The 21,462-nt window shown below is 69.5% G+C and carries 26 protein-coding genes and 1 pseudogene; 14 read left to right on the top strand and 13 right to left on the bottom strand.

The window, feature by feature from the left end:
* The coding region (locus M1L36_RS00135) for an NUDIX domain-containing protein (RefSeq protein WP_250871673.1) at positions 1 to 707 on the bottom strand (707 nt) is incomplete at its 3' end.
* Positions 708 to 851: 144 nt separating this feature from the next.
* Between M1L36_RS00135 and M1L36_RS00130 the strand changes: the two genes are divergently transcribed.
* Both M1L36_RS00130 and M1L36_RS00125 read left to right on the top strand, forming a co-directional pair.
* Complete coding sequence (locus M1L36_RS00130) at positions 852 to 2,033, top strand: AI-2E family transporter (RefSeq protein ID WP_250871672.1); 1,182 nt, start codon at positions 852 to 854, stop codon at positions 2,031 to 2,033.
* Between the two features lie 95 nt (positions 2,034 to 2,128).
* Positions 2,129 to 2,677 (top strand): metallophosphoesterase family protein, encoded by a 549-nt coding sequence (locus M1L36_RS00125; RefSeq protein WP_250871671.1) that lies wholly within the window; start codon positions 2,129 to 2,131, stop codon positions 2,675 to 2,677.
* A gap of 54 nt (positions 2,678 to 2,731) precedes the next feature.
* On the opposite strand, the gene M1L36_RS00120 is transcribed toward M1L36_RS00125, so the two are convergent.
* Positions 2,732 to 3,352, bottom strand: a complete 621-nt coding sequence (locus M1L36_RS00120; RefSeq protein ID WP_250871670.1) for a rhomboid family intramembrane serine protease — start codon at positions 3,350 to 3,352, stop codon at positions 2,732 to 2,734.
* 321 nt (positions 3,353 to 3,673) lie between these two features.
* On the opposite strand from M1L36_RS00120, the gene M1L36_RS00115 reads away from it, so the two are divergent.
* The 4 genes from M1L36_RS00115 (at position 3,674) to M1L36_RS00100 (ending at position 7,251) form a co-directional block, all read left to right on the top strand.
* Complete coding sequence (locus M1L36_RS00115; RefSeq protein ID WP_250871669.1) at positions 3,674 to 3,901, top strand: hypothetical protein; 228 nt, start codon at positions 3,674 to 3,676, stop codon at positions 3,899 to 3,901.
* Between the two features lie 56 nt (positions 3,902 to 3,957).
* Positions 3,958 to 4,710 carry a coenzyme F420-0:L-glutamate ligase gene (locus M1L36_RS00110; RefSeq protein ID WP_250871668.1) on the top strand — a complete coding sequence of 251 codons (753 nt, stop codon included), beginning with the start codon at positions 3,958 to 3,960 and terminating at the stop codon, positions 4,708 to 4,710.
* On the top strand, positions 4,707 to 5,699 hold the full coding sequence (locus tag M1L36_RS00105) for a 5,10-methylenetetrahydromethanopterin reductase (protein ID WP_250871667.1): 993 nt from the start codon (positions 4,707 to 4,709) through the stop codon (positions 5,697 to 5,699). The genes M1L36_RS00110 and M1L36_RS00105 overlap by 4 nt, the downstream gene beginning before the upstream one ends.
* Positions 5,700 to 5,859: 160 nt before the next feature.
* Positions 5,860 to 7,251: an FAD-binding oxidoreductase gene (locus M1L36_RS00100; RefSeq protein WP_250871666.1), complete on the top strand. Its 1,392-nt coding sequence runs from the start codon at positions 5,860 to 5,862 to the stop codon at positions 7,249 to 7,251.
* Between the two features lie 123 nt (positions 7,252 to 7,374).
* Here the strand turns inward: M1L36_RS00100 and M1L36_RS00095 are convergent, their stop codons facing one another.
* Positions 7,375 to 7,635, bottom strand: a complete 261-nt coding sequence (locus M1L36_RS00095) for a DUF8024 family protein (RefSeq protein WP_250871665.1) — start codon at positions 7,633 to 7,635, stop codon at positions 7,375 to 7,377.
* Between the two features lie 75 nt (positions 7,636 to 7,710).
* Between M1L36_RS00095 and M1L36_RS00090 the strand changes: the two genes are divergently transcribed.
* From M1L36_RS00090 to yciH, 5 genes are all read left to right on the top strand, one after another.
* Positions 7,711 to 8,016 (top strand): DUF7573 domain-containing protein, encoded by a 306-nt coding sequence (locus M1L36_RS00090; RefSeq protein WP_250871664.1) that lies wholly within the window; start codon positions 7,711 to 7,713, stop codon positions 8,014 to 8,016.
* A gap of 148 nt (positions 8,017 to 8,164) precedes the next feature.
* On the top strand, positions 8,165 to 9,121 hold the full coding sequence (locus M1L36_RS00085) for an AAA family ATPase (protein ID WP_250871663.1): 957 nt from the start codon (positions 8,165 to 8,167) through the stop codon (positions 9,119 to 9,121).
* Positions 9,118 to 10,092 carry a DUF58 domain-containing protein gene (locus M1L36_RS00080; protein ID WP_250871662.1) on the top strand — a complete coding sequence of 325 codons (975 nt, stop codon included), beginning with the start codon at positions 9,118 to 9,120 and terminating at the stop codon, positions 10,090 to 10,092. The genes M1L36_RS00085 and M1L36_RS00080 overlap by 4 nt, the downstream gene beginning before the upstream one ends.
* Positions 10,089 to 12,284 carry a transglutaminase TgpA family protein gene (locus M1L36_RS21245; protein ID WP_369694179.1) on the top strand — a complete coding sequence of 732 codons (2,196 nt, stop codon included), beginning with the start codon at positions 10,089 to 10,091 and terminating at the stop codon, positions 12,282 to 12,284. Before M1L36_RS00080 ends, M1L36_RS21245 begins: the two co-directional genes overlap by 4 nt.
* A 150-nt stretch (positions 12,285 to 12,434) precedes the next feature.
* Complete coding sequence (yciH, locus tag M1L36_RS00070; protein ID WP_158206300.1) at positions 12,435 to 12,728, top strand: stress response translation initiation inhibitor YciH; 294 nt, start codon at positions 12,435 to 12,437, stop codon at positions 12,726 to 12,728.
* Between the two features lie 116 nt (positions 12,729 to 12,844).
* Here yciH and M1L36_RS00065 read toward each other — a convergent pair whose 3' ends face one another.
* The 7 genes and pseudogenes from M1L36_RS00065 to M1L36_RS00035 form a co-directional block, all read right to left on the bottom strand.
* Positions 12,845 to 13,225 carry a rhodanese-like domain-containing protein gene (locus M1L36_RS00065; protein WP_250871661.1) on the bottom strand — a complete coding sequence of 127 codons (381 nt, stop codon included), beginning with the start codon at positions 13,223 to 13,225 and terminating at the stop codon, positions 12,845 to 12,847.
* A 68-nt stretch (positions 13,226 to 13,293) separates the two neighbouring features.
* Positions 13,294 to 14,091: an alpha/beta fold hydrolase gene (locus M1L36_RS00060; protein ID WP_250871660.1), complete on the bottom strand. Its 798-nt coding sequence runs from the start codon at positions 14,089 to 14,091 to the stop codon at positions 13,294 to 13,296.
* A gap of 58 nt (positions 14,092 to 14,149) precedes the next feature.
* Positions 14,150 to 14,677: an NUDIX hydrolase gene (locus M1L36_RS00055; protein ID WP_250871659.1), complete on the bottom strand. Its 528-nt coding sequence runs from the start codon at positions 14,675 to 14,677 to the stop codon at positions 14,150 to 14,152.
* A gap of 57 nt (positions 14,678 to 14,734) precedes the next feature.
* The gene (locus M1L36_RS00050) at positions 14,735 to 15,334 is read right to left on the bottom strand and encodes an NUDIX hydrolase (protein WP_250871658.1); all 600 of its coding nucleotides are present in this window, start codon (positions 15,332 to 15,334) and stop codon (positions 14,735 to 14,737) included.
* Positions 15,335 to 15,432: 98 nt separating this feature from the next.
* Positions 15,433 to 15,810 (bottom strand): annotated as a pseudogene (locus tag M1L36_RS21515) (hypothetical protein); the annotation flags it as partial.
* Positions 15,807 to 16,247 (bottom strand): DUF5809 family protein, encoded by a 441-nt coding sequence (locus tag M1L36_RS00040; protein WP_250871656.1) that lies wholly within the window; start codon positions 16,245 to 16,247, stop codon positions 15,807 to 15,809. The pseudogene M1L36_RS21515 and the gene M1L36_RS00040, both read right to left, overlap by 4 nt.
* A gap of 73 nt (positions 16,248 to 16,320) precedes the next feature.
* Positions 16,321 to 16,797, bottom strand: coding sequence for a DUF5810 domain-containing protein (locus tag M1L36_RS00035; protein WP_250871655.1), 477 nt, complete (start codon positions 16,795 to 16,797; stop codon positions 16,321 to 16,323).
* A gap of 243 nt (positions 16,798 to 17,040) precedes the next feature.
* Here M1L36_RS00035 and gdhB point away from each other — a divergent pair, with 243 nt between their 5' ends.
* Together gdhB and M1L36_RS00025 are read left to right on the top strand one after the other, a co-directional pair.
* Entirely contained in the window at positions 17,041 to 18,327 is a 1,287-nt protein-coding gene (gene gdhB / locus M1L36_RS00030) for a glutamate dehydrogenase GdhB (protein ID WP_250871654.1), read from the top strand.
* Positions 18,328 to 18,415: 88 nt separating this feature from the next.
* Complete coding sequence (locus M1L36_RS00025; protein WP_250871653.1) at positions 18,416 to 18,712, top strand: hypothetical protein; 297 nt, start codon at positions 18,416 to 18,418, stop codon at positions 18,710 to 18,712.
* A gap of 49 nt (positions 18,713 to 18,761) precedes the next feature.
* Here the strand turns inward: M1L36_RS00025 and M1L36_RS00020 are convergent, their stop codons facing one another.
* Positions 18,762 to 19,427 (bottom strand): AAA family ATPase, encoded by a 666-nt coding sequence (locus tag M1L36_RS00020; protein ID WP_250871652.1) that lies wholly within the window; start codon positions 19,425 to 19,427, stop codon positions 18,762 to 18,764.
* Positions 19,428 to 19,541: 114 nt separating this feature from the next.
* Here M1L36_RS00020 and M1L36_RS00015 point away from each other — a divergent pair, with 114 nt between their 5' ends.
* Positions 19,542 to 20,348 carry a class I SAM-dependent methyltransferase gene (locus M1L36_RS00015; RefSeq protein ID WP_250871651.1) on the top strand — a complete coding sequence of 269 codons (807 nt, stop codon included), beginning with the start codon at positions 19,542 to 19,544 and terminating at the stop codon, positions 20,346 to 20,348.
* 19 nt (positions 20,349 to 20,367) lie between these two features.
* Here M1L36_RS00015 and rimI read toward each other — a convergent pair whose 3' ends face one another.
* Together rimI and M1L36_RS00005 are read right to left on the bottom strand one after the other, a co-directional pair.
* Complete coding sequence (gene rimI, locus M1L36_RS00010) at positions 20,368 to 20,856, bottom strand: ribosomal protein S18-alanine N-acetyltransferase (RefSeq protein ID WP_250871650.1); 489 nt, start codon at positions 20,854 to 20,856, stop codon at positions 20,368 to 20,370.
* Positions 20,857 to 20,908: 52 nt separating this feature from the next.
* On the bottom strand, positions 20,909 to 21,328 hold the full coding sequence (locus tag M1L36_RS00005) for a hypothetical protein (protein WP_250871649.1): 420 nt from the start codon (positions 21,326 to 21,328) through the stop codon (positions 20,909 to 20,911).
* Positions 21,329 to 21,462: the final 134 nt, after the last annotated feature.

Genomic DNA, 21,462 nt, shown 5'->3' with positions numbered 1-21,462 from the left:
TCGACGACCGCCTGCGCGCGGTCGGAGAGTGCGGCGGCGTCGCCCGCCGCGGCGGCCATCGCGCGGTTCACTCGGTTCTCGACGACGACCATGCTCGGACGAGCGGTACGCAGGTCGCGGGCGATGGCGGCGAGCGTCGTCCATCGGTCGCGAGGGGCAGCGGTGGCCGTGGGGCCGACGACGGCCACACTCCCGTCGGTGGCGAGTTCCGCCGCTCGGTCGCGCAGCACCTCGCAGGCGCGCACCGAGAGGTAGCCAGCGCCGTGCTCGCGGTTGGTACGGACGGTCTCGACGGTCGGTGCGACCCGGCGGTAGGCGGTCCAGAGGCCGGGCACCGTCTCGCGGTCGAGGACCGCGGGTGGCGGGACCCACTCGTGGGCGGCCGTCTCCTCGTTCGTCGTCACCGAACGCGAGGCACAGTCGAACAGGTACGGGTGGACGACCCACTCGCCGTCGTCGGGGGCCGCCACCGAGAGCGTCTCGCCCCCCCGGACGAACGTACACGCGTCGAGCAGGCCCGTCTCCTCGCGAATACTCTCACGGGCCAGTCGGTCCGGGTCCCCCTCGGCGTGACCCGACACCACCCCCCAGCGGCCGGCGTACGACCCGACCGCGTCGCTCCGGCGGAGCACCAGCACGTCGGTTCCCGAGCGAAGAAAGCAGGTGACGACGGCTGTCGCCCCATCGTCGGTCGGTCGGTCACTCATGGCCGGCCGAAGGTGGCCACGGGGGAAGTAGCCATCCCCCCGCTCCGACGGTCGGCCGACGTGCAATTCACGACAGCAGACCCGTCCGGAGTACGGCGAGTTCTGCCGACTGGCTTATGCTTGTTCAATGGTAACACACAGCGCATGAGTACCGAATCAGAGCGGAGTGGCTACGGTGGTCACCTGACCCCCCAAACGGCGTTCTGGTGGGCCGTCGCGGCACTCGTCGGTCTGCTGTTGCTGTGGGTCGGGTTCGTCTACGTCGGGACGTTCGCGCTGGGCCTGTTCGTCTACTACGCCACCCGACCGGTCAACAAACGTATCGAACGGCGGTTCGGCGGGGCCAAACGGTCGGCGCTCATCTCGCTGTTCGCCGTCGTCCTCCCGTTCATCGTCATCCTGGGACTGGTCATCGCTTCGGTCGCGAGCGCCGTCGCCGGGGCACGTGGACTCATCTCGGGACAACTCGCCGGGTTCATCGACCCGTACCTCGACAGCATCGCCGCGATTCAGACGCCCCAACAGGCCGTCGACTACTTCCAGTCACTCGCCGCGGACGCGACGGTCCAGGGCGGTCTCGACGCCATCCTCGGAACGGTCGGCACGCTCGGTGGTGCGGTCTACCAGACGTTCCTCATCGCCGCGTTCGTCTACTTCCTGTTGCGCGACGACAGTCGACTGGCGGCGTGGTTCGACCGCGAGGTAGCCGACGAGGACAGCCCGGTGAGTCGGTACTTCCGGGCCGTCGACCTCGACCTGGAGAGCGTCTACTACGGGCAACTGCTCACCATCTTCGCGGTCATCGTCATCTCGATGGTGCTCTACGTCGGCCTCAACCTCGTCGCACCGGCCGGCATGGACATCCCCCAGCCCGTCCTGTTCGCGGCGCTGACGGGCGTCGCCACGTTCATCCCGCTGGTCGGTCGGGGCATCGTCTACACCATCATCGCGGCGTACCTCTCGTTCGTCGCCGTCACGACCGACCCGGTGTTGCTGTGGTACCCGCTGGTGTTCCTGTTCGTCACGTTCTGGGGGCTGGACAACGTCGTCCGGTACTTCGTCCGGCCGCGGTTGGCCGGTCGCGACGTGCCCGCCTCGCTCCTGTTGTTCACCTACCTGCTGGGCGGTGGGCTGTGGGGCTGGTACGGCATCTTCCTCGCGCCGTTCCTGTTCGTCCTCTCGTGGGAGTTCCTCCGGACCGTCTTCCCGCGCCTCGTCCGTGGCGAGCCAATCGAAACCGGAATCCCACCGACCGACCTCCCGACGACCGAGCAGTCGACCCTCGACGACGGCGATGACATCGGGCCGTCGCCCAAGGGGACCTGACCACCGGTCCCGTCCGCCACTCGGCGGTAGTCCGGTGGCTCCACGGCCCGTCACCGGGGTCCGCACTTATCCCTGCGCCCGACGACGGGTCGGGCATGCGCGTCGCCGTCTGTTCCGACACCCACGTCCCGTCCCGTGCCGACGCGGTCCCCGAGTGGGTCCGCGACGAACTCCGGAGTGCCGACCACGTCATCCACGCGGGGGACTTCGACTCGCCGGAGGCGTACGCGGAGGTCGACGACCTCTCGCCCGCCCTCACCGCCGTCCGCGGGAACCTGGACGGTGACCTCTCCGACGCCGACCTCCCCGAGACGGCGACGGTCGAACTCGACGGCGTCCTGTTCGTCGTCACCCACGGCACCGGCCCCGCCGAGGGCTACCGCGAACGCGTCCGCGGCATCGTCGAGGAGACCGCCGGCGAGACGACGCTGTCCGTCGTCGGCGTCTCGGGTCACACCCACCAGGTGCTCGACGAGACCGTCCCCGCGACCGGGCCGGACACCGACCGCCAGACGCCGTTCGCCGACGGGGTTCGACTCCTGAACCCCGGGAGCGCGACGGGGGCCGAACCGGCGACCCGGACGACGATGATGGTCCTGACCGTCGAGGACGGCGACGTGGACGTTCGACTGGCCGAACGCTGAGCGACGGTACGGTTCGCGGAGGGTGTTCGTGGAGGACGTTCGCAGAGGACGTTCTCAGACGCGGTACTCCTCGGTCCGCGAGCGCTCGCTCCGCGGCGAGGACGGTTCGAGGACGTGGAGTCGTCCGGCGACGAGACCGAGCAGGAACCCCGCGAAGTGTGCCGCGAGCGCGACGCCCGGTGCGCCGGTCAGGGCGGTGACGAGCAACGCGAGCAGCGCGAACACGACCAACTGGACGCCGCGGGTGAGCCGGAGTCGCGAGAACGCCACCTCCGAGATGGGGTTTGCGGTGACGACGTAGCCGATGAGGGCGAAGATGGCCCCGCTCGCGCCGACGACGCTGCTGTCGGAGAGCATCACCTGCGTCAGCCCCGCCAGTATGCCGGTCACGAGGAAGAACGTGTGGTACCGTGCGGTCGTCGTCGAGCGTTCGAGCAGGAGGCCGACGAACAGGAGCGTCACGGCGTTCCCGACGAAGTGGGCGGGACCGGCGTGGGTGTAGACGCTCGTGACGAGCGTCCACGGCGTCGCCGGGAACGTCGGTCCGAGCGCGAACAGCGGTGCCGCCGAGAGCGCGAAGAACGAGACGACGGCCTCCAACGTCCAGTAGAGGAGCGTGACGACCGACATCAGGGCGAGCGTCTGAATCGTCGGACTGCTGGAGAGCCGACCCATGGTGATACTGGTCGCTCCTGTTACAAAAGTCCACGCACGGATGGACCGACCGACGCACGGCCGGCCTCGGAGGCGAGCCACGAGCGGCCGCGATACGACCGTCTCGACCGTTCGGGAACGCTCTCCGTGTCCGTCGGGACGCCGATTCGGGCGGCTATCGTCGCGGACGGACTCGTCTTCGTCGCCGTGTTCTACGGTGGTCGTGCTCGCCTGGGGGGAACGCGGCGTGAGGAGCGCGCCACCGAGACCGCGACACGTCGACGGCGTCGCTCCGTCGGAGACACGGTGAAGCTACTTACCACGACCGCGAGAACGGAGCGCATGAGCGCCGACGACACCCAGAACGTCACCGACAACCACGTCCTCGTCAGCCTGTTCGCCGGGTCGGCCGCTGCCGCCGTCGTCCTCGTCGTCGGACTGGCCCTCGTCCTCACCGACACCGTCGCCCTGGACATCGCGACGCTCGGCTACGCCTGCATCGGGGCCGACGCGCTCGTGATGGCGCTCGTGTTCTTCGGCGGTCGCGGTCGGGCGAGCGCCCCACAGTAGGGAGCGGGTTCTCCGGTACCGCGGTCGTTTAAGCCGTCCGCTCACGAGCACCGGGTATGGAACTGTTCGCGCTCTCCGACGTGCCGGAGGTCCGCGAGGGCGACGACCTCGCGGCCATCGTCGAGGACCGTGTCGACCTGCGGGCCGACGACGTGCTCTGCGTGGCGAGTACGGTCGTATCGAAGGCCGACGGCCGGACCGTGAACCTCGACGACGTGACCGCCGGCGACCGTGCCCGGGCCATCGCCGAGCGCCTCGAAGCCATCACCGGCGAGGCGAAAGACCCCCGGTTCGCACAGGTCGTCCTCGAGGAGTCGAACGACCTCGTGATGGAAGCCCCGTTCATCCTGAGCGAGACGCGCTTCGGACACATCACCGTCAACGCGGGCATCGACCGCTCGAACGTCCCCGAGGCCGACCTGCTCCTGTTACCCGAAGACCCGACCGGGAGCGCGGAGCGACTCCACGAGGAACTGGGCGTCCCCGTCGTCGTCACCGACACCTGTGGGCGGCCGTTCCGCCACGGCCAGCGCGGGGTCGCCATCGGGTGGGCCGGCATGCCCGCCTCGCGGGACTGGCGCGGCGAGACAGACCGCGACGGCCGCGAGTTGGGCGTCACGGTCGAGTCCGTCGTCGACGAACTCGCCGCGGCGTCGAACCTGCTCGCGGGCGAAGGCGACGGCGGGACGCCGTTCGTCGTCGTCCGGGAGTTCGACTTCGGCGACCACGGCGGGTCGGACAACCTGTTTCGCGAATACGACGACGACCTGATCCGACAGGCCCTCCAGGCCTGGGAGTTCCCGGGATGAGGGGTATCGAACTCACCCCCGAACACCCCGTCGACCGGGTGGCCGACCTCGCGGCGAGCGCCGAGGAGCACGGTTTCGACACCGTGTTCGGGAGCTGTCACTACAACAACCGCGACCCGTTCGCCGCGCTGACGCGGGTCGCGGGTGCGACCGAGACGGTACGACTCGGTCCGGGCGTCGCCAACCCGTTCGAGACCCACCCCGTCAGGCTGGCGGGACAGGTCGCGACGCTCGACGAACTGTCGGGGGGACGGGCCGTCTTCGGTGTCGGACCGGGCGACCCCTCGACGCTTCGGAACCTGGGCGTGGCGGACGAACGCGGGTTGCGGCCCGTCCTCGAGTCGTTCGAGGTGGCCCGTGACCTCTGGGCGGGCGAGCGCGTCGACCACGACGGGGCGTTCGAGGCGACCGCGGCGGGGTTGAACTTCGAGCCACCACAGGGCGCGTCCATCCCGGTGTACGTCGGCGGCGAAGGCCCCCACATGTGCCGGATGGCGGGGAAACGCGCCGACGGGTTGCTGTTCAACGGCTCGCACCCCGAGGACCTCGCGTGGGCACGCGAGCGCGTCGACGAGGGTATCGACCAGCGCGAGGAGGAGGTGGACGCGGAGGCGTTCGACCTCGCGGCGTTCGCCGCGGTGTCGGTGAGCGAGGACACCGACGCCGCTCGCGAGGCCGCCCGACCGCCGGTCGCGTTCATCGCCTCCGGGGCCGCGCCGCCCGTCCTCGACCGCCACGGGGTCGACGCCGAGACGACCGAGCGAATCGGCGAGCACATCTCGGCCGGCGAGTTCTCCGCGGCGTTCGAGGCGGTGACGCCCGCGATGCTGGAGGCGTTCGCGGTGGCCGGCGACCCCGACACCGTCACCGAACGCTTCGGCGCGCTGCTCGACCACGCCGACAGCGTCGTCGTCGGCTCTCCGCTCGGGCCGGACCTCGACCTCGCGGTCGAACTCGCCGGTCGGGCGCTGGCCGACGCACACGACTGACCGACCCGGCACACGGTCACCACTTCCGGACCGAACCCACGGTGGGCCTGTCGTCCACCCTGTCACCCTTCGCCCGCGAGTGTCGCTCAATCAACGTGATTACGAGGTGATGTTCGTGAAGTAACTATTTGACCCCCGACAGGCAACGTTTTCAATTGTCATGGCAACACATGCCACACCACTAGACGACGCACTCGACGAACTCCGAGAGTCGTTCCGGGGGACGCTCGTCCAGACGACCGACGACGGCTACGACGAGGCGCGCGCCATCTACAACGCGATGATCGACAAGCGCCCGGCACTTATCGCGCAGTGTGTCGACGCCGCCGACGTCGTCGCGGCCGTGACGTTCGCCCGCGAACAGGACCTCGACCTCGCGGTCCGGAGTGGCGGGCACAACGGCCCTGGACTGTCGCTGGTCGAGGACGGACTGGTCGTCGACCTCTCGCCGATGACCGGCGTCCAGGTCGACCCCGACGCGAAGACCGTCCGCGTGGAACCTGGCTGTACGTGGGGCGACGTCGACCACGCGACCCACGCGTTCGGACTGGCGACGGTCAGCGGCATCATCTCGACGACGGGCGTCGGCGGGTTGACTCTCGGCGGCGGCCACGGCTACCTCTCGCGACGCTACGGCCTGACCATCGACAACCTGCTCGGGGCGGACGTGGTGCTGGCCGACGGCAGCCTCGTCCACGCGAGCGAGGACGAACACTCGGACCTGTTCTGGGCCATCCGTGGCGGCGGTGGCAACTTCGGGGTCGTCACCTGCTTCGAGTTCCAGTGTCACGACGTAGGGACGGTCGTCGCCGGGCCGCTGTTCTGGCCGCTCGACGACCTCGAAGCGACGATGCGCTGGTACCGCGAGTGGCTCCCGCAGGCCCCGCGGGACGTCTACGCGTTCTACCTCGTCGCGGAGGTGCCGGGCGACCCGTTCCCGCCGGACATCCACGGCGAGAACGTCTGTGGGCTGATGTGGTGTCTCCCCGAGGGCGACGAGGCGGCCGCCGAACCGTTCCTCCAGGAGGCCCGCGACGCCGCCGACCCGCTGTTCGAACACGTCGGAGCGATGCCGTACCCCGCGCTCCAGTCGATGTTCGACGACCTCTACCCCGAGGGCGACCAGTGGTACTGGAAGGGTGACTTCGTCCGCGACCTGACCGACGAGGCCATCGCCGCCCACGAGGCACACGCCGTGGTGCCGACGCCGCAGTCGACGATGCACCTCTACCCCATCGACGGGGCGGTCCACGACGTCTCGGAGGACGCCACCGCCTGGCACTACCGCGACGCGACGTGGTCGATGGTCATCGCGGGCGTCGACCCCGACCCGGCCAACGACGACCGCATCACCGCCTGGGCGCGCGACTACTGGGAGGCCGTCCACCCCCACACCGCCGGGGGGGCCTACGTGAACTTCATGATGGAAGAGGGGGAAGACCGCGTTCGCGCGACCTACGGCGACAACTACGAACGGCTCCAGCGGGTGAAAGCCGAGTACGACCCCGACAACCTGTTCCACGTCAATCAGAACGTCGAACCGGCGAAGTAGTCGGGGCGACGGTGATTTTCGTGAGGAGCGCGCGGAGCGACGGCGAGCGAAGGGAGCGAATCCGTTCCCGCGAGCCGTACGAACGGGAGCGACGAGCGGAGCGTTCGGAGAGCGCCGGGCGAGTCAGTTCCCGCGGAACTTCTCCTCGCGGCGGTCCCGGTGGCCGCGGCCGGGCGTGGGGAGGTTCCCCAGCGGACGGACGAGCGCGCCGAACACGAGGTAGCCGAAGAAGACGACGGAGATACCGACGAACAGCGACCCCGACAGGAGGAGCGTCAACTGGAACGGGTCGACGCCGCCGGCACCGACGCCGAAGGCGATGTCGGCGAACGCCTGTATCATCTCGGGGATGCTCTCGAACAGCTCGACGAGTGCGTTCTGCATACCACTGCTTGCGGGCGTTACTACTTGGGTGTGTCCGTCCAGCACGGCTAAGCACCTGGCCCCGCCATCTCCGGTATGGACCGGTCGCTAGACGAGTTCCTCGCGAGCGACGAGGGCGACGAGGACGACGAAGACGAGGGCGAGGGCGAATCCGTCGACGGCGACGGCCACACCGACGCCGACGCGACTGCCGACGCAGCCACGGACGCAGACGCCACCACGGAGAGCGACGACGCTTCGCCCTCGCTCACCGTCCACCCCGCCGAGTCGACGATGGACTGGACGCCCGGCGGGGCCGCGTGTGCGGTCTGTGGCGAGTCCGCCGAGCGCCGCTGGCGCGACGACGAGGGACTCGTCTGTCTCGACTGCAAGACCTGGTAACCACCGTTCGGGATGACTACTGTTCTCACGACTCGCACGCACCCAGCACAGTTACGGTTCTTCGGCACGTCTCCGGTATGTACGTTACCCCCTCCCACGACATGAGTCACACAAGAGCTTTACTTCGGATACCAACATATCGCCACCAATGAGTGACAATCTCGCTGCCGATACGACCGACCACGCCGACGTCGAGGCCGTCGGTGACCTCGCCCGCCGGGTCACGACGAACGTCGAGGAGGTCATCGTCGGCCACCACGACGTCGTCGAACATCTCGTCACGGCGTTGCTGGCGCGAGGGCACGTCCTGCTGGAGGACGTCCCCGGCGTCGGGAAGACGATGCTCGCGCGGGCGGTCGCCCGCTCGGTCGACTGCTCGTTCAAACGCGTGCAGTTCACCCCGGACCTCCTCCCGACGGACGTGACCGGCGTCAACGTGTTCAACGAGAAGACCCGGGAGTTCGACTTCCACCCCGGCCCCATCTTCGCGAACGTCGTCCTCGGCGACGAGATCAACCGCGCGCCGCCGAAGACACAGTCGGCCCTGCTCGAAGCGATGGAAGAACAGCAGGTCACCGTCGACGGCACGACCCGCCACGTCCCCGACCCGTTCATCGTCATCGCGACCCAGAACTCCGTCGAGCGCGACCGGACCTACGAACTGCCGGCCGCCGAACTCGACCGGTTCATGAAGAAACTCCACCTCGGCTACCCCGACGAAGACGACGAGTCGGAGGTGCTCGCACGCGTCGTCGGCCAGCACCCCATCGACACCCTCTCGCCGGTCGCCGGGGTCGAGGAGATCGTCGCCGCCCGCCAGTCGGTCGCCAACGTCACCGTCGAGTCGGCCATCCGCGAGTACGTCACCCGCCTCGCGCGCTACACGCGCGAACACGCGACGCTCGGCGTCAGTCCCCGCGGTTCCATCTCCCTCCTCCGCGCCGGGCAGGCCCGCGCGGCGCTCAACGACCGCGACTACGTCATCCCCGACGACGTCCAGCGCGAGGCCGTCGTCACCTTCGCCCACCGCATCCGGCCGGCCCCTGACGGCGACCTCACGGGACGCGAACTCGTCGAGGAGGCGCTGGAGCGGACCACCGTATGAGACTGACGCGGCGCGGAACCCTCGTCGCCCTGGCGACGCTCGGGGCGTTCGTCGCCGGTGCGACGTTCGGCGCACGGGCGCTCAACGCCGTCGCAGCCCCCTCGCTCGTCGCGTTCGCCTACGCGGTGGTCGTCGTCTGGCGGACCGACCAGCCACGGGTCGAACGGCTCATCCCCCCGGCGGGACACCCCGGCGAGACCCGACGGATGCAGTTCAACGTCGCCACCAGCGGCACCGCCGAACTCACCGACCGACTGCCCGCCGGTCTCCGTCCGCGGAGCCACACGACGCCACTGCTCGGCGACGACCACGTCGAGTACGACGTCGAGTACGCTCGCCGTGGCGCACACGCCGTCGGACCACTGACCATCCGGATCACCGACCCGCTGGGTCTCGTCGCCCGGCGCTTTCGCTACGAGAACGACAAGGAGGTGCTCGTCTACCCGGCCGTGACGGCCATCACCGACGGCGGGGCGTTGGCGGGACTGGTCGACCAGTCCGGGATGCCCGACCGCCAGGCGTTCGACCGCCTGCGCGAGTACGCACCCGGTGACCCGCTACGCGACGTCAACTGGAAGACGACCGCGAAGTACGGCAACCTCGTCGTCACCGAGTACGCCGCCGAGGACCAGGGAGCGGTGACCGTCGTCGGCGAGGCGACGCCCGACGGAACCGGCGACAACGCCGACGCGATGGCCGACGCCGTCGCGAGCATCGTCACCTACCTGCTGGACGTCGGCATCGAGGTGGAGGTGGCCGTCCCCGGCGGGGAGCTGCCCGCCGGCGTCGGCGACCGGCAACGACAGGCTGCCCTCGACCTGCTGGCACGCACGCCGCCCGGACAGGTCGGCACCGACGCCATCGCCAACGCCGACGTCCACGTGGTCGCCGAGGGCGAGACCACCGTCGAGGTCCGCGGTGCGGACGTTCGGTACGCCGACCTCGTCGGCGGCCGGGGGGTGACGGCGTGAACGTCGTCGACCGCGACGTCGGGCGGTTCGGCCCGCGTCTCGTCGCGACGTTCGCGATAGTCGTGTTGACCGCGACGTACCTCTCGGTGCTGTACGAGACGGTCGACATCGCGGGCGGACTCGATCTGTTCGTCCCCGTCGTCGCGGGGGCGTTCCTCGGCGGCCTCGTCCTCGGGCGGTTCCTCCCGGACTCGCTCGCACTCCCGCTGGCGCTCGTCATCGCCGTCGGCGGGGCGCTGCTGTACGTCCCCTCGATACCGAACGGGGAACTGCTGCTGTCGCGTCTCGACCTCGTCGTCGAGGACATCCTCGCGCTGTTGACGGGGCTGAGCATCCTGAAAATCATCAACGCGGGCGTGTGGGCGACGGCGTTCGCGCCGGTCCCCGTGTTCCTCTCGTGGTTCTTCGTCGGTCGTCGTCGCTACTCGCTGGCGGCACTCGTCGGCGTCGCGGCGCTCGTGTTCCTCATCCTCACGAGCGACGCGGGCGTCATCCTCGGTCTGTTCGGCGTACTCGCCGCCGCCACCGCGGTCGGCGTCGGCGACGTCGACCTGCGCGGGGGGCGACTGGCCGACGCCGACGGCGTCGCGATGGTCGTCGCCGCGATGGTCGTGTTGACCGTCTCGGTCTCCCTGGTCCCCGGCGGGGCGAGCCAACCGCTCCTCCGGGACACCGGCGGGAACGCCGACACCATCGAGGCGAGTCTCACCGGCACCAGCGGCGAGATATCCATCCAGGGCTCCATCAGCCTCAGCCCCGACGTCCGGTTCCGCGTCGACGCCGACGAGGGACAGTACTGGAAGGTCGCCTCCTACGACCGCTACACCGGCGACGGCTGGGTCCGGACCGCACCGGTCCGGTCGTTCGACGGTACGCAGAGCGGGCCGGACGGCCCGACCCGCGAACTCGAACAGACCGTCACCGCCGAGACCGACCTGTCGGTGATGCCCGCCGCCTGGAAGGCGACGCGCGTCAGCGGTGAAGACGCCGACGTGACGGGGTTCGGCGGCATCCAGCCGGCTGAACCGCTCGGGCCGGACGAACGCTACGACGTCGTCAGCGAACTGTCGACGGCGACGCCCGACCAGTTGCGGGCAGCGGGCGACGACTACGAGGACGTCGACGTCGAGAAGTACACCAGACTGCCCGAGAGCACGCCCCAACAGCTGACCGAGTACACGACCGTCCTCACCTCGAACGCGAACAACAGCTACGACACGGCCCGCATCGTCGAGACCCACCTCGAACAGAAGCCGTACTCGCTGGACGTCGACCGACCGTCGGGCGACGTCGCCTACTCGTTCCTCACCGAGATGGAGGCGGGCTACTGTACGTACTACGCGACGACGATGGTGTCGATGCTCCGCTCGCAGGGCATCCCCGCCCGGTTCGTCACGGGCTACACGCCGGGCCAGGAGGTCGACGGCGAGTACGTCGTCCGCGGGCTGAACGCCCACGCCTGGGTCGAGGTGTACTTCCCGGGCTACGGCTGGCAGACGTTCGACCCGACCCCCTCGGGACCGCGACAGGCGACCGAACAGGACAGCCTCGACACCGCCCGCTCCGAGGGCGAGTCCGGCGTCGACGTCCCCGGGTCGACCCCGACCCCGACGCCCGAACCGACTGCGACGCCCGAACCGACGGCCGCGCCGACGCCCGGCGAGAACGGGACGGCGAGCACGCCCAGCGACGGTGCGAACGGCTCCGGCGGTGAGACGCCGCCCGGCGGCGTCGGCGACATCGGTGGCCTCGACCCCGCCGGTGGTGACGGGAGCGTCCCGACGACCACCGGCGGGGGAGACGGTGGGTTCGCCCTCCCGTCGCCCTCCCGCGAGGAGACGGCGCTCGGTACCATCGTCTTCCTCGGCGTGGCCGCGGCCGCCCGTCGCAGCGGCGCGACGAGTCGCGCCTACCGCGCGGTCTGGCTGCGTCGCCAACCGCGGACCGACGACCCGGTCCACGACATCGAACGCGCCCACGAACGTATGGAGTACCTCCTCGCACGGGAGCGCCGGCCGCGGAGGACCGGCGAGACTCCCCGGCGGTACCTCCGGTCGCTCGGCGACCGCGACGCGATGCGCGTCGGCGACATCTACGAGCGGGCGGTGTACGCCGGTCGCACCGACGAGGCCGCCGCCGACGAGGCCGTCGACCGTGTCGACGCGCTCGTGAAGAAGTACCGGCGGTTCTGACCGCTTGCAGGGGCACAGCCCCACACCTGTCGGTCGCTGTGCAGAAGTGGCGTTCGTCGGACCTGATGGCTCTCGCCGTCGGTTTCCGCGTTCGTTTCGTCTCGCCTCCCGACAGTCTTTAATAGAGCCATCGAGTAGTCCCAACTCGTAATGTCGGAAGTCTGCTCGACGTGTGGATTGCCCCAGGAACTCTGCGTCTGCGAGGACGTCGCCAAGGAGTCCCAGGAGATCAACATCCACATCGACGAGCGCCGATACGGGAAGGAGGTAACGGTCATCACCGGGTTCGACCCGCGTGACGTGGACATGGACAGCCTGTCTTCGGACCTGAAGTCGAAGTTCGCCTGTGGTGGGACCGTCGAGGACGATTCCATCGAACTACAGGGGAACCACACCGGCCGGGTCGAGGACTTCCTGCGCGAGAAGGGCTTCAACGTGGCCTGACCGACTTCCAGACGCACCCACGCGACTCTACTGTTTTCACGACCCGCGAGCGACTGCTCCGACGCGTCGCCTCACCTCCCGACCGCTCGCGACCCGCCAGGCCACCTCGGACGTCCTCAGAACGGTGCGTCGGGGCCTTCGTTCGAGACGGACTCCTCGTCGGTGTCGGCGTCTCCACTCTCGCCCGCCTCGAAGCCGTGTTCCCAGCCCTGAATCCCGCCCGCGAGGCTCTCGACGGTCGTCCCGTTGGTCCCCTCGTACGACCCGATGAGTCGGGCGGCCTGGATGGAGGACTGGCCGACGGGACAGACCGTGACGACCCGCTCGGCCCCGTCGAGCGCCTCGATGCGCTGGGGGAGTTCGGCGAACGGGATGTTCTCGCTGCCGGGGATGTGCCCGCGGGCGAACGCACCCGGTGAGCGGATGTCCACGATGCGAACGTCGGCCTCGCTCTCGATGAGGTCACGCAACTCCGCGGCGTGAATCTCGCCGTCCATACCATCCCTTCGCGGTCTCGGAGTGATAAACCCCGCTCTGCCGGGACGTCCGGACGGTGGCGCGGCCCTCACAGCGTGGCGGCGAACGCCCGGAGGACCGCGGTGAACCGCTCGGGTTCCTCGACGGTGAGACAGTGGCCGCTGCCGGCGAACAGTTCGAACCGCGAGTCGGGGACGAGGGCGGCGACCCGTTCGACCGAGGCGACCGTCCGCCACGTCTCGTCCGCGCCCGCACAGACGAGCATCGGCACGTCGACCCCGCGAAGCGTCTCGCGGTAGTCGCGCAGGGTCGCGTCGAGGACGATGGCGCTCTTGACCAGCGGCGGACAGCGCGACTCCTCGTCGAACAGTCGTCGCCGGACGTCCTCCGACGGCGGCGTCGCGAACAGGTCCCCGAACGCCCGCTCGACGAACGCGAGGTGGTCGCGCTGGATGGCCTCGTGGATGGCCAGCAGTCGCTCGGGATCGTACGTCGCCCCCTCGCCGTCGTCGAACCCCGGCGCGGCCTCCATGTCCACGTCGACAAGCCCCGCCAGCCGGTCGGTGCCGAACCGCTCGACGTACTCCCAGGTGACGAGCGCACCGAGCGACCACCCGACGAGCACGACGTCCTCGAGGGCGAGCGCCTCGCAGAACGCCTCGACGTCCCGAGCGTACTGCGGGAGGGTGTAGCCGTCGGCAGTCACCTCGGAGCGACCGTGGCCCCGGAAGTCGAGGGCGACCGTTCGGTACTCGTCGGCGAGCGCCCCGAGTTGGGCGTCGAAGTACCGCAGGCCCGCCCACGCGCCGTGCAGGAAGACCACGGGGCGACCCTCGCCACGGTCCTCGTAGTAGAGTCTCGCGCCGTTACATCGCATCGTCGGCATGACGACGGGAGTCGGTCGGGAGTGGAGATACGTGTTGCCGGAGTGTCACCCGAGTGGGTTACAGCACGTCGTGTTCACGGGCCAGAAGCAGCGGGACCGCCAGCCACGCCACCGGTGGTGTCGAGCGGACGTACGCGAAGGTCTCCTCGACCGACCGGTGGTGGACCGTGATGTCGGTCTCTCCGGAGTGGAGTTCCGAGTCGCCCGGTTCGAGGTCTCGCGCTACGACCACGTGCAGTCGATTGCGCTGCCACGCCGTCAGGAAGCACGACCCGAGGTGGTCGACGGTGCCGGCGCGGTAGCCCGTCTCCTCGCGGAGTTCGCGGCGCGCGGCGACCAGCGGGTCCTCGTCGTTCGTCCCACCGCTCGGAAGTTCGAGAAACGAGTCGCGGAGCCGCGGTCGGTACTGTTCGACGAGTACGAGAGAACCCTCGTCGGTGAGTGCGAGGACGGCGACGTCGTCGGGCATGTCGAGGTGGTAGAAGTCGCCGGTCGTCCCGTCGGCCTGTTCGACGCGCTCGCGTCGAACGGCGAAGTAGGGGTTCTCGTACTCGACGCGGGAGTCGACGACGGGCCACTCGTCCATACGGTCGCTGTGTGGACGGGCGAGGAGTAGTTTTCGCGGCGGTCGGACCGCCCCCGCTCAGAGCAACCCTTCGGCGCGAGCGAGCAGGATGCCCTCGATGGTGGCGTCGTTCGCCGGGTCCTCGCGGACGCGGTCGAGGACGCCGTCGAGGGGCACCCGACGGACCGTGATGAACTCGTTCGTATCCAGTGCGCGGTCGGTCTCGACGAGGTCCGTCGCGAAGACGATACCCCGGCGGTGGCGGAGCACCCCCGTCGAGGTCCAGAAGTCCTCGACGAGCACCGTCGTCTCGGGGTGCCAGCCCGTCTCCTCGGCGAGTTCGCGGGCCGCCGCCGACTCGTACGCGGCGGCCGGGATGGACTCGTCGGCCGCCAGCGACCCGTCCGGGTCGTCCTCGTCCTCGACGATACCCGCCGGGAGCTCCAGACAGTAGCGGTCGATGGCCGGGCGGAACTGCTCGACGGTCACCAACTCGTCGCCAGCGTGCCCGCCGGCACGTTGTTTGCGGGCGACGACGACGACTGCGGGCGGCAACTCGGCCCAGTAGTAGTCCTTCTCGGTGCCGTCGGGTTGGCGATAGCGGTCGTAGCCGCCGGTGTACCACCCGGTCTCGTACTCGGTCACCGACTCGACGAACTCCCAGTCCTCGGGGGTCACCGTCGCACCTCCGCGACGGCGGCCGTCGTGGTCGTTCCGGGCGTCGCGGTCGTCGTGCCGGTCCCCGTGCCGTTCGACCCCGCCGCGTCCGCGGGTTCGCGGATCAGTTCGAGGCGGTAAGTCGTGTTCCCCGCTCTGACGTACGCCGTCTCGTCGGTGACGGCGCTGGCGTTGCGCGCTTCGAGTTCGCTCAACTCGTCGAACGGCGAGTGGGTGAACGCCTCCTTCAGCCCGATGGGGCCGTCGTAGTACGCCTCGCTACGACCGTCGTCGAGCGCAGCGGTGGTGTAGGGGAACCGTCGTTCCGAGAGCTGTGAGACGTTGACCGTCGCGTTCGTGCTGTCGTTCGCGACCGGTTCGGCCACGAGGTAGTACGGGTCGCCCGACGCGAGCAAACTCGGGAGCGCCCCGAGCGCCAACAGGAGCACGAGCACGACCAAGATGCCGAGGACGAAGTTGCGCGTGACCCGCCTCACTCCTCGGTCACCTCCGCGCGCTCCAGTTCGTCGCGGTAGAACCGCCCGAACGCGATTCGTCTGAGCGTCCCGACGGCGGCCTCGCGTTCGTTCTGGTAGGTCGCGGCGACGACGGACCCGTCGAACGGCACCGGGTGCCAGACGACGTGGTCCACCGAGTCGCTCCCCTCGACGTGGCGCTCGTAGTCGGGACGCTCCTCACACCACGTCTCGAACGCCTCGCGGGTGCCGACGTGGACGGTCAACAGCGAGGCGAACAGCGCGTCGTGGGCCGTCGCGTACACGTCCGTCGTCAGGCGCTCGTCGAACTCCGCGCGGTCGAACGCCATCCGACGAGCGGCCTCCTTGAGCACCGTCGCCGCAGTCGGCGCGAGGTCGGCGTACTGCTCCCGGGCTTCCGCCTGCGTCTCGGGGGCCAGCAACCCCTCCGTATCCATGCGGCTCGCTACGAGCGGGCGATAGTTAGGTGTCGTGAAAACTCGCGGGCACGGTGACGGACCCGGCGACAGCTCACTCCTCGTCGGTGGACTCGTCGACGTCGTCGGACGCCGGCGACTCGTCGTCCGCCAGCATCGCCTCGGTCAGTTCGCGGGCCTCCTCGTAGATGGCCTTCGTCTCCTCGTCGACCGGGCGCTTCGGCGGCTGGTTCGTCTCGTGGGGGATGGCGTCGTGGCCGCCACCGTGCCCGTGTGCGTGGCCGTGGCTCTCGCCGTCCTCGAACAGCTTTCCCGACCGCTCGTCGTCGTGTTGGTGTTCGCCGTCGGGGTGGACCGTGTCCTCGAACAGCTGCGGGTAGTCCTCCTCCGCGGCGAACTCGGTGACGCGCTCGGCGAGTTCGGTCTCGCCCGCCTCGTTCCACCCCGGGAGGTGGTCGTCGAGCCACTCCTCGTGGTCGCCGCCGCGGACCATCGCGGTGAACGCGAGGTGGTTCGCGAGGTGGCGTGCGTCGGCCTGGGGCGTCTCACAGACCGGACAGGCGTATCCCATACCGTCGTGTTGTGAGCCGAGAGGCAAAGCCGTGGCGTCCGCGAATCTATCACGTTCGTTCGTGGCATGCCACCGTGGACCCCGCCACTGTGTTAATATAGCATATATGGATTAATATTATATGTACGTACGAGATAGCGGGTTGCATGTACGATGGAAAGACCGCCACCGCGGCGGTTGCCATCCGGATGCTCGGGAATCGACCTGCACTCACAGTCGCCACGCTCGGGGAGGGCCGCTGAGATGGCGACGACCGAGGAGGCTCCCGAGGAGGTCGAGGTGGAGTCCGAGTCGCCGCTGACGACCGCTCGTCGGCAGTTGGAGGCGGCCGCCGCTCACCTCGACATCGACACGAACGTCGTCGAGCGTCTGAAACACCCCCGCAAGGTCGAGCGCGTCGCCGTCCCCATCGAGCGCGACACGGGCGACATCGAGGTGTTCACCGGCTACCGCGCCCAGCACGACTGTGTCCGCGGCCCCTACAAGGGTGGCCTGCGCTACAACCCCCACGTCACCGAGGAGGAGTGCATCGGCCTCGCGATGTGGATGACCTGGAAGTGTGCCGTCATGGACATCCCCTTCGGCGGCGCGAAAGGCGGCGTCGTCGTCGACGAGCGCACCCTCTCGCACGGCGAGAAAGAGCGCCTCACGCGCCGATTCGCACAGGAACTGCGCGACGTCGTCGGGCCGACGAAGGACATCCCCGCTCCCGACATGGGCACCGACCCCGAGACGATGGGCTGGTTCATGGACGCCTACTCGATGCAGGAAGGCGAGACCGTCCCCGGCGTCGTCACCGGCAAGCCGCCCGTCATCGGCGGGAGCTACGGCCGCGAGGAGGCCCCCGGCCGCTCGGTCGCCATCATCACCCGCGAGGCGTGTGAGTACTACGACATGGACATGGAGGACACCACCGTCGCCGTGCAGGGGTTCGGCAGTGTCGGGGCGAACGCCGCCCGCCTGCTCGACGACTGGGGCGCGGATGTCGTCGCCGTCAGCGACGTCAACGGAGCCATCTACGACCCCGACGGTCTCGACACGCGCGACGTGATGGGCCACGACGAGCGCCCCGGCATGGTCGCGGGCTACGACGCCCCCGAGACCCGGACCAACGACGAACTGCTCGAACTCGACGTCGACGTGCTCATCCCCGCCGCCATCGGGAACGTCCTCACGGCGGACAACGCCAACGACGTGAAGGCGGACCTCGTCGTCGAAGGGGCCAACGGCCCCACGACGACCGGTGCCGACGCCATCTTCGAGCGGCGCGGTGTCCAGGTCGTCCCCGACATCCTCGCGAACGCGGGCGGCGTCACCGTCTCGTACTTCGAGTGGCTCCAGGACATCAACCGCCGTGCGTGGTCGCTCGAACGCGTCAACGACGAACTCGAAGAGGAGATGCTCGACGCGTGGCACGACGTCCGCTCGACGTTCGACACCGACGAGGACCTCTCGTGGCGTGACGCCGCCTACGTCGTCGGCCTCCAGCGCGTCGTCGACGCGCACAACGCTCGCGGCCTCTGGCCGTAGGACGGTACCGTCCGGTTTCGGGAGTGTTCGCCCCGAGACCGACAGAAGCGCTTATTCTGACCCGATTCCGAGACCCGGTCGACGAACGATGCGGGAGCCAGACACCAAGTCCACACGGAAGACGTTCGCACGCTGTGCGGACTGTGGCAACGAGGTCGCGGTACTGAAACGCGACGACGGGTCGATGGTCCGAACCCACGACCGTTGTCAGGAGTGCGACGGGACGGCGTTCGAGGAGGTCCCTCCCGAGGAACTAGACGAACTCGCGGAGTTCACCGAGTGGGCCGGCGAGGGCGCACGCGAGGCGACCGATGACGCGACGGACGGGCGACAGCACGCTGCGGAGGAACACCCCTCGTCGACGACGACCGAAGCCGACGAGTGACCGTCGTCCGCCGGCGGTGACCACGGGCGTCGAGTGAGTCTCCCACCGGCTACGAGTGCACGTCGGACGCGTCGTGTCTGTCGAGCCACGCCGCCATCGCGGCCAGTCGCTCCTCGTCGAACCGGTCGGTGGGAGTCGGCGCGCGCTCCACGGTGGCGGCGAGTTCCGCGACGGTGTCGTCGACGGTCGTCGCCTCCTGGAACCGGACGAGCCCCGGCGTCGTCTCCGCGAGCGCCTCGAAGTACGCGCGCTGGGGCCCGACGAGACCGAGGTGGTACTCGAAGTTGCGTCGAGTGCGGTCGTCGTCGGTCGCCGCCCGCTCGCGAAGAATCGCCGTCGACGCCCCGAGGAGGAGGTACCGGTCGGGGAACCCGACCCGTCGCTCGTGGAGGCGCTCGCCGTAGAACGCGGCGACGGTCTCCACGGTAGCGAACGGGCCGGGGCCGTCGTCGGCGTCCGCAGCGAACCAGTTGTACCAGAGCGGCTGGAACACGTCGCCGTCGAGCACCGCGACGTCGTGGTCGCGCTCGGCGGCCAGCGCACGCTTCCAGCGGTCACACTGTCGCTCGACGTACCACGTCCGGTCGGGGGCGGCCGGCGGGTCGAACAGCTCGTTCACCTCGGGGACACGGACGGCGTCGACCGCCTCGCAGAACGCGCTCGCCGCCGTCGTCTTGCCGACACCGCTCGGTCCTTCGAGACAGACGATGGTCACGAGACCGACGGTCGGCGACCGGCGAGTATCAACGTCACCGTTCGTCCACGGGCTTCGTGGGTCGGTACCGAGGTTCGTTACGGATTTATTACAATTGCCACACGCTGTCACGCCATGGAGGCAGACGAGGACGCACTCGGGACGGCGATGCTCGACTTCCAGCGCGGCGGCCTGCGCGGCACGGCCACCCACCGCGACGGTGCGGCGGTGTGGCCCGCGTCCGTCGCGGAGAACTACTTCGGTGATCACGGGGCGTGGCTCGCCGACAACGAGACCGAGGCCGCCCTGTACGGACGTCTCGACGGCCCACTCCTCGACGTTGGCTGTGGGGCGGGCGGTCACGCCGTCCACTACCAGGAACGCTTCGAGACCGTCGCGTTCGACGTCTCGCCGAACGCGGTGCGAGCGGCCCGCGAACGCGGCGTCGAGGACGCCCGCGTGGTGGACATGTTCGAGGTGACCGACGCGTTCGAGCGTGGGCGGTTCGCCGCCGCGCTCTGCATCGGGACGCATCTCGGGCTCGGCGGGTCGCTGGCCGGCGTCTCAGCGTTCCTCGCCGACCTCGCGCAGGTCACCACCGCCGACGCCGTCGCGCTCGTCGACAGCTACGACCCGACGCGTATCGACGACGAACTCGCCCGAGAGTTCGGCGGCTACCGCTCCGACCCCCGCGAGGGCGTCTGCCGACGAGCGTTCCACGTCGAGTACCACCGGGAGACCGGTACCGAGGCGACCTCGGCAGGCAGCCAGAACGCGAAGCGGTCCGGCGACGGCGAACCCGAGCGACTGGTCGGCCCGGACCTGTCGTTCGTGCTGTTCTCGCCCGGCCGGTTGCGAGACGCCTGTGTCGGCACGCCCTGGCGAGTCGCCGAGGTGGTCCGACGCGAAGTGTACTACGAGGCGCTGCTCGAGAAGGCGTGAGTTCGCCCGCGAACGGTTCTCAGCCTCGCTCGCGGACCATCACCAGCGCGTTCTCGCCGTCGGCGTAGTACCGGGGGACCGTCCGCCGGTGCTCGAAGCCGTGGTCGCGGTACAGCGCGATGGCGGGGTCGTTGGTCGCTCGGACTTCGAGTCGTGTCGCCGTCGCACCGCGCGCTTCCAGCGAGGCGAGGGCGTGACGTAGGAGGAGGCGACCGAGTCCCAGCCCGCGGAACTGCTCGCGGACCGCGAGGTCCTTGACGTGGCCGATGTCGCGCCCGAAGTTCGGCGTCAGGTCCGCGACGACGTAGCCCGCGATGACGGAGCCGTCGTCGCCGGACGCCTCCGCGACCATGAACCCCGGTTCGTCGAGGAAGCGTTCGAACGCCTCGAACGGCCACGGCTGGGGGAACACCGACTGCTCGATGCGGTAGACCTCGAGCAGGTCGGCACGTTCGACCTGCCGGACGGTCGGCCCCGCGTCCGTGGCCTCCGACGGCGTCGTGGTCACAGACCCCGTTGGTGCCCGACGGGCATCAGTCGTGGGGGTCGGCCGCCCGCGCTCACCCGCTCCCGGCCGCCCGTTCGTTCGCAGACCGGTCGGCGCGGTAGGCCGCGAACGCGACGAACAGCGTCCCGACGGCCAGTAGCTTCAGCACCGTCGTCGCGGCCAGCGCGTCGCCCGTCGCGTACGGGTTCGGCACTCCCGCGACGACCTGCCACAGCCGGTAGATGTGGACGCAGACGGCGACCAGCAGCAGGGTCCCGAGGGAGTCGGGCCACGCCTCGATGGACGACCGGGTGCCGACCCAGCACAGCATCCCGCCGACGAGCACGTCGAGCGACAGCAACAGGTCGTGCTGGGTCGTCACCCACGGGTCGGTCGGGTCGGCGAACCGGACGCCGACGACGAGCGCGAGCGCCTCACCGAGCACCAGCAGTCCGGTGACCAGCGCCACCCGCCGGAGCCTGCGTTCGTTCACACCGGGAGTTGGCGCTCCGCGTGATTAGTCGTCCGGTCGCGTCGCTGTCGCGGTGCGGAAAGAGAGAGAAAGCGCCCGGGTCGCTCGCGCCCCCGGTTCACCGCGTTCGAGCGCGACGCACTCGAACGCGGCCT

It is taken from the genome of Halomarina rubra, assembly GCF_023699475.1.
GTDB lineage: Archaea > Halobacteriota > Halobacteria > Halobacteriales > Haloarculaceae > Halomarina > Halomarina rubra.
The sequence above is the reverse complement of the archived record's forward strand: the minus strand, read 5'-3'. Positions and strand labels throughout refer to the sequence as shown.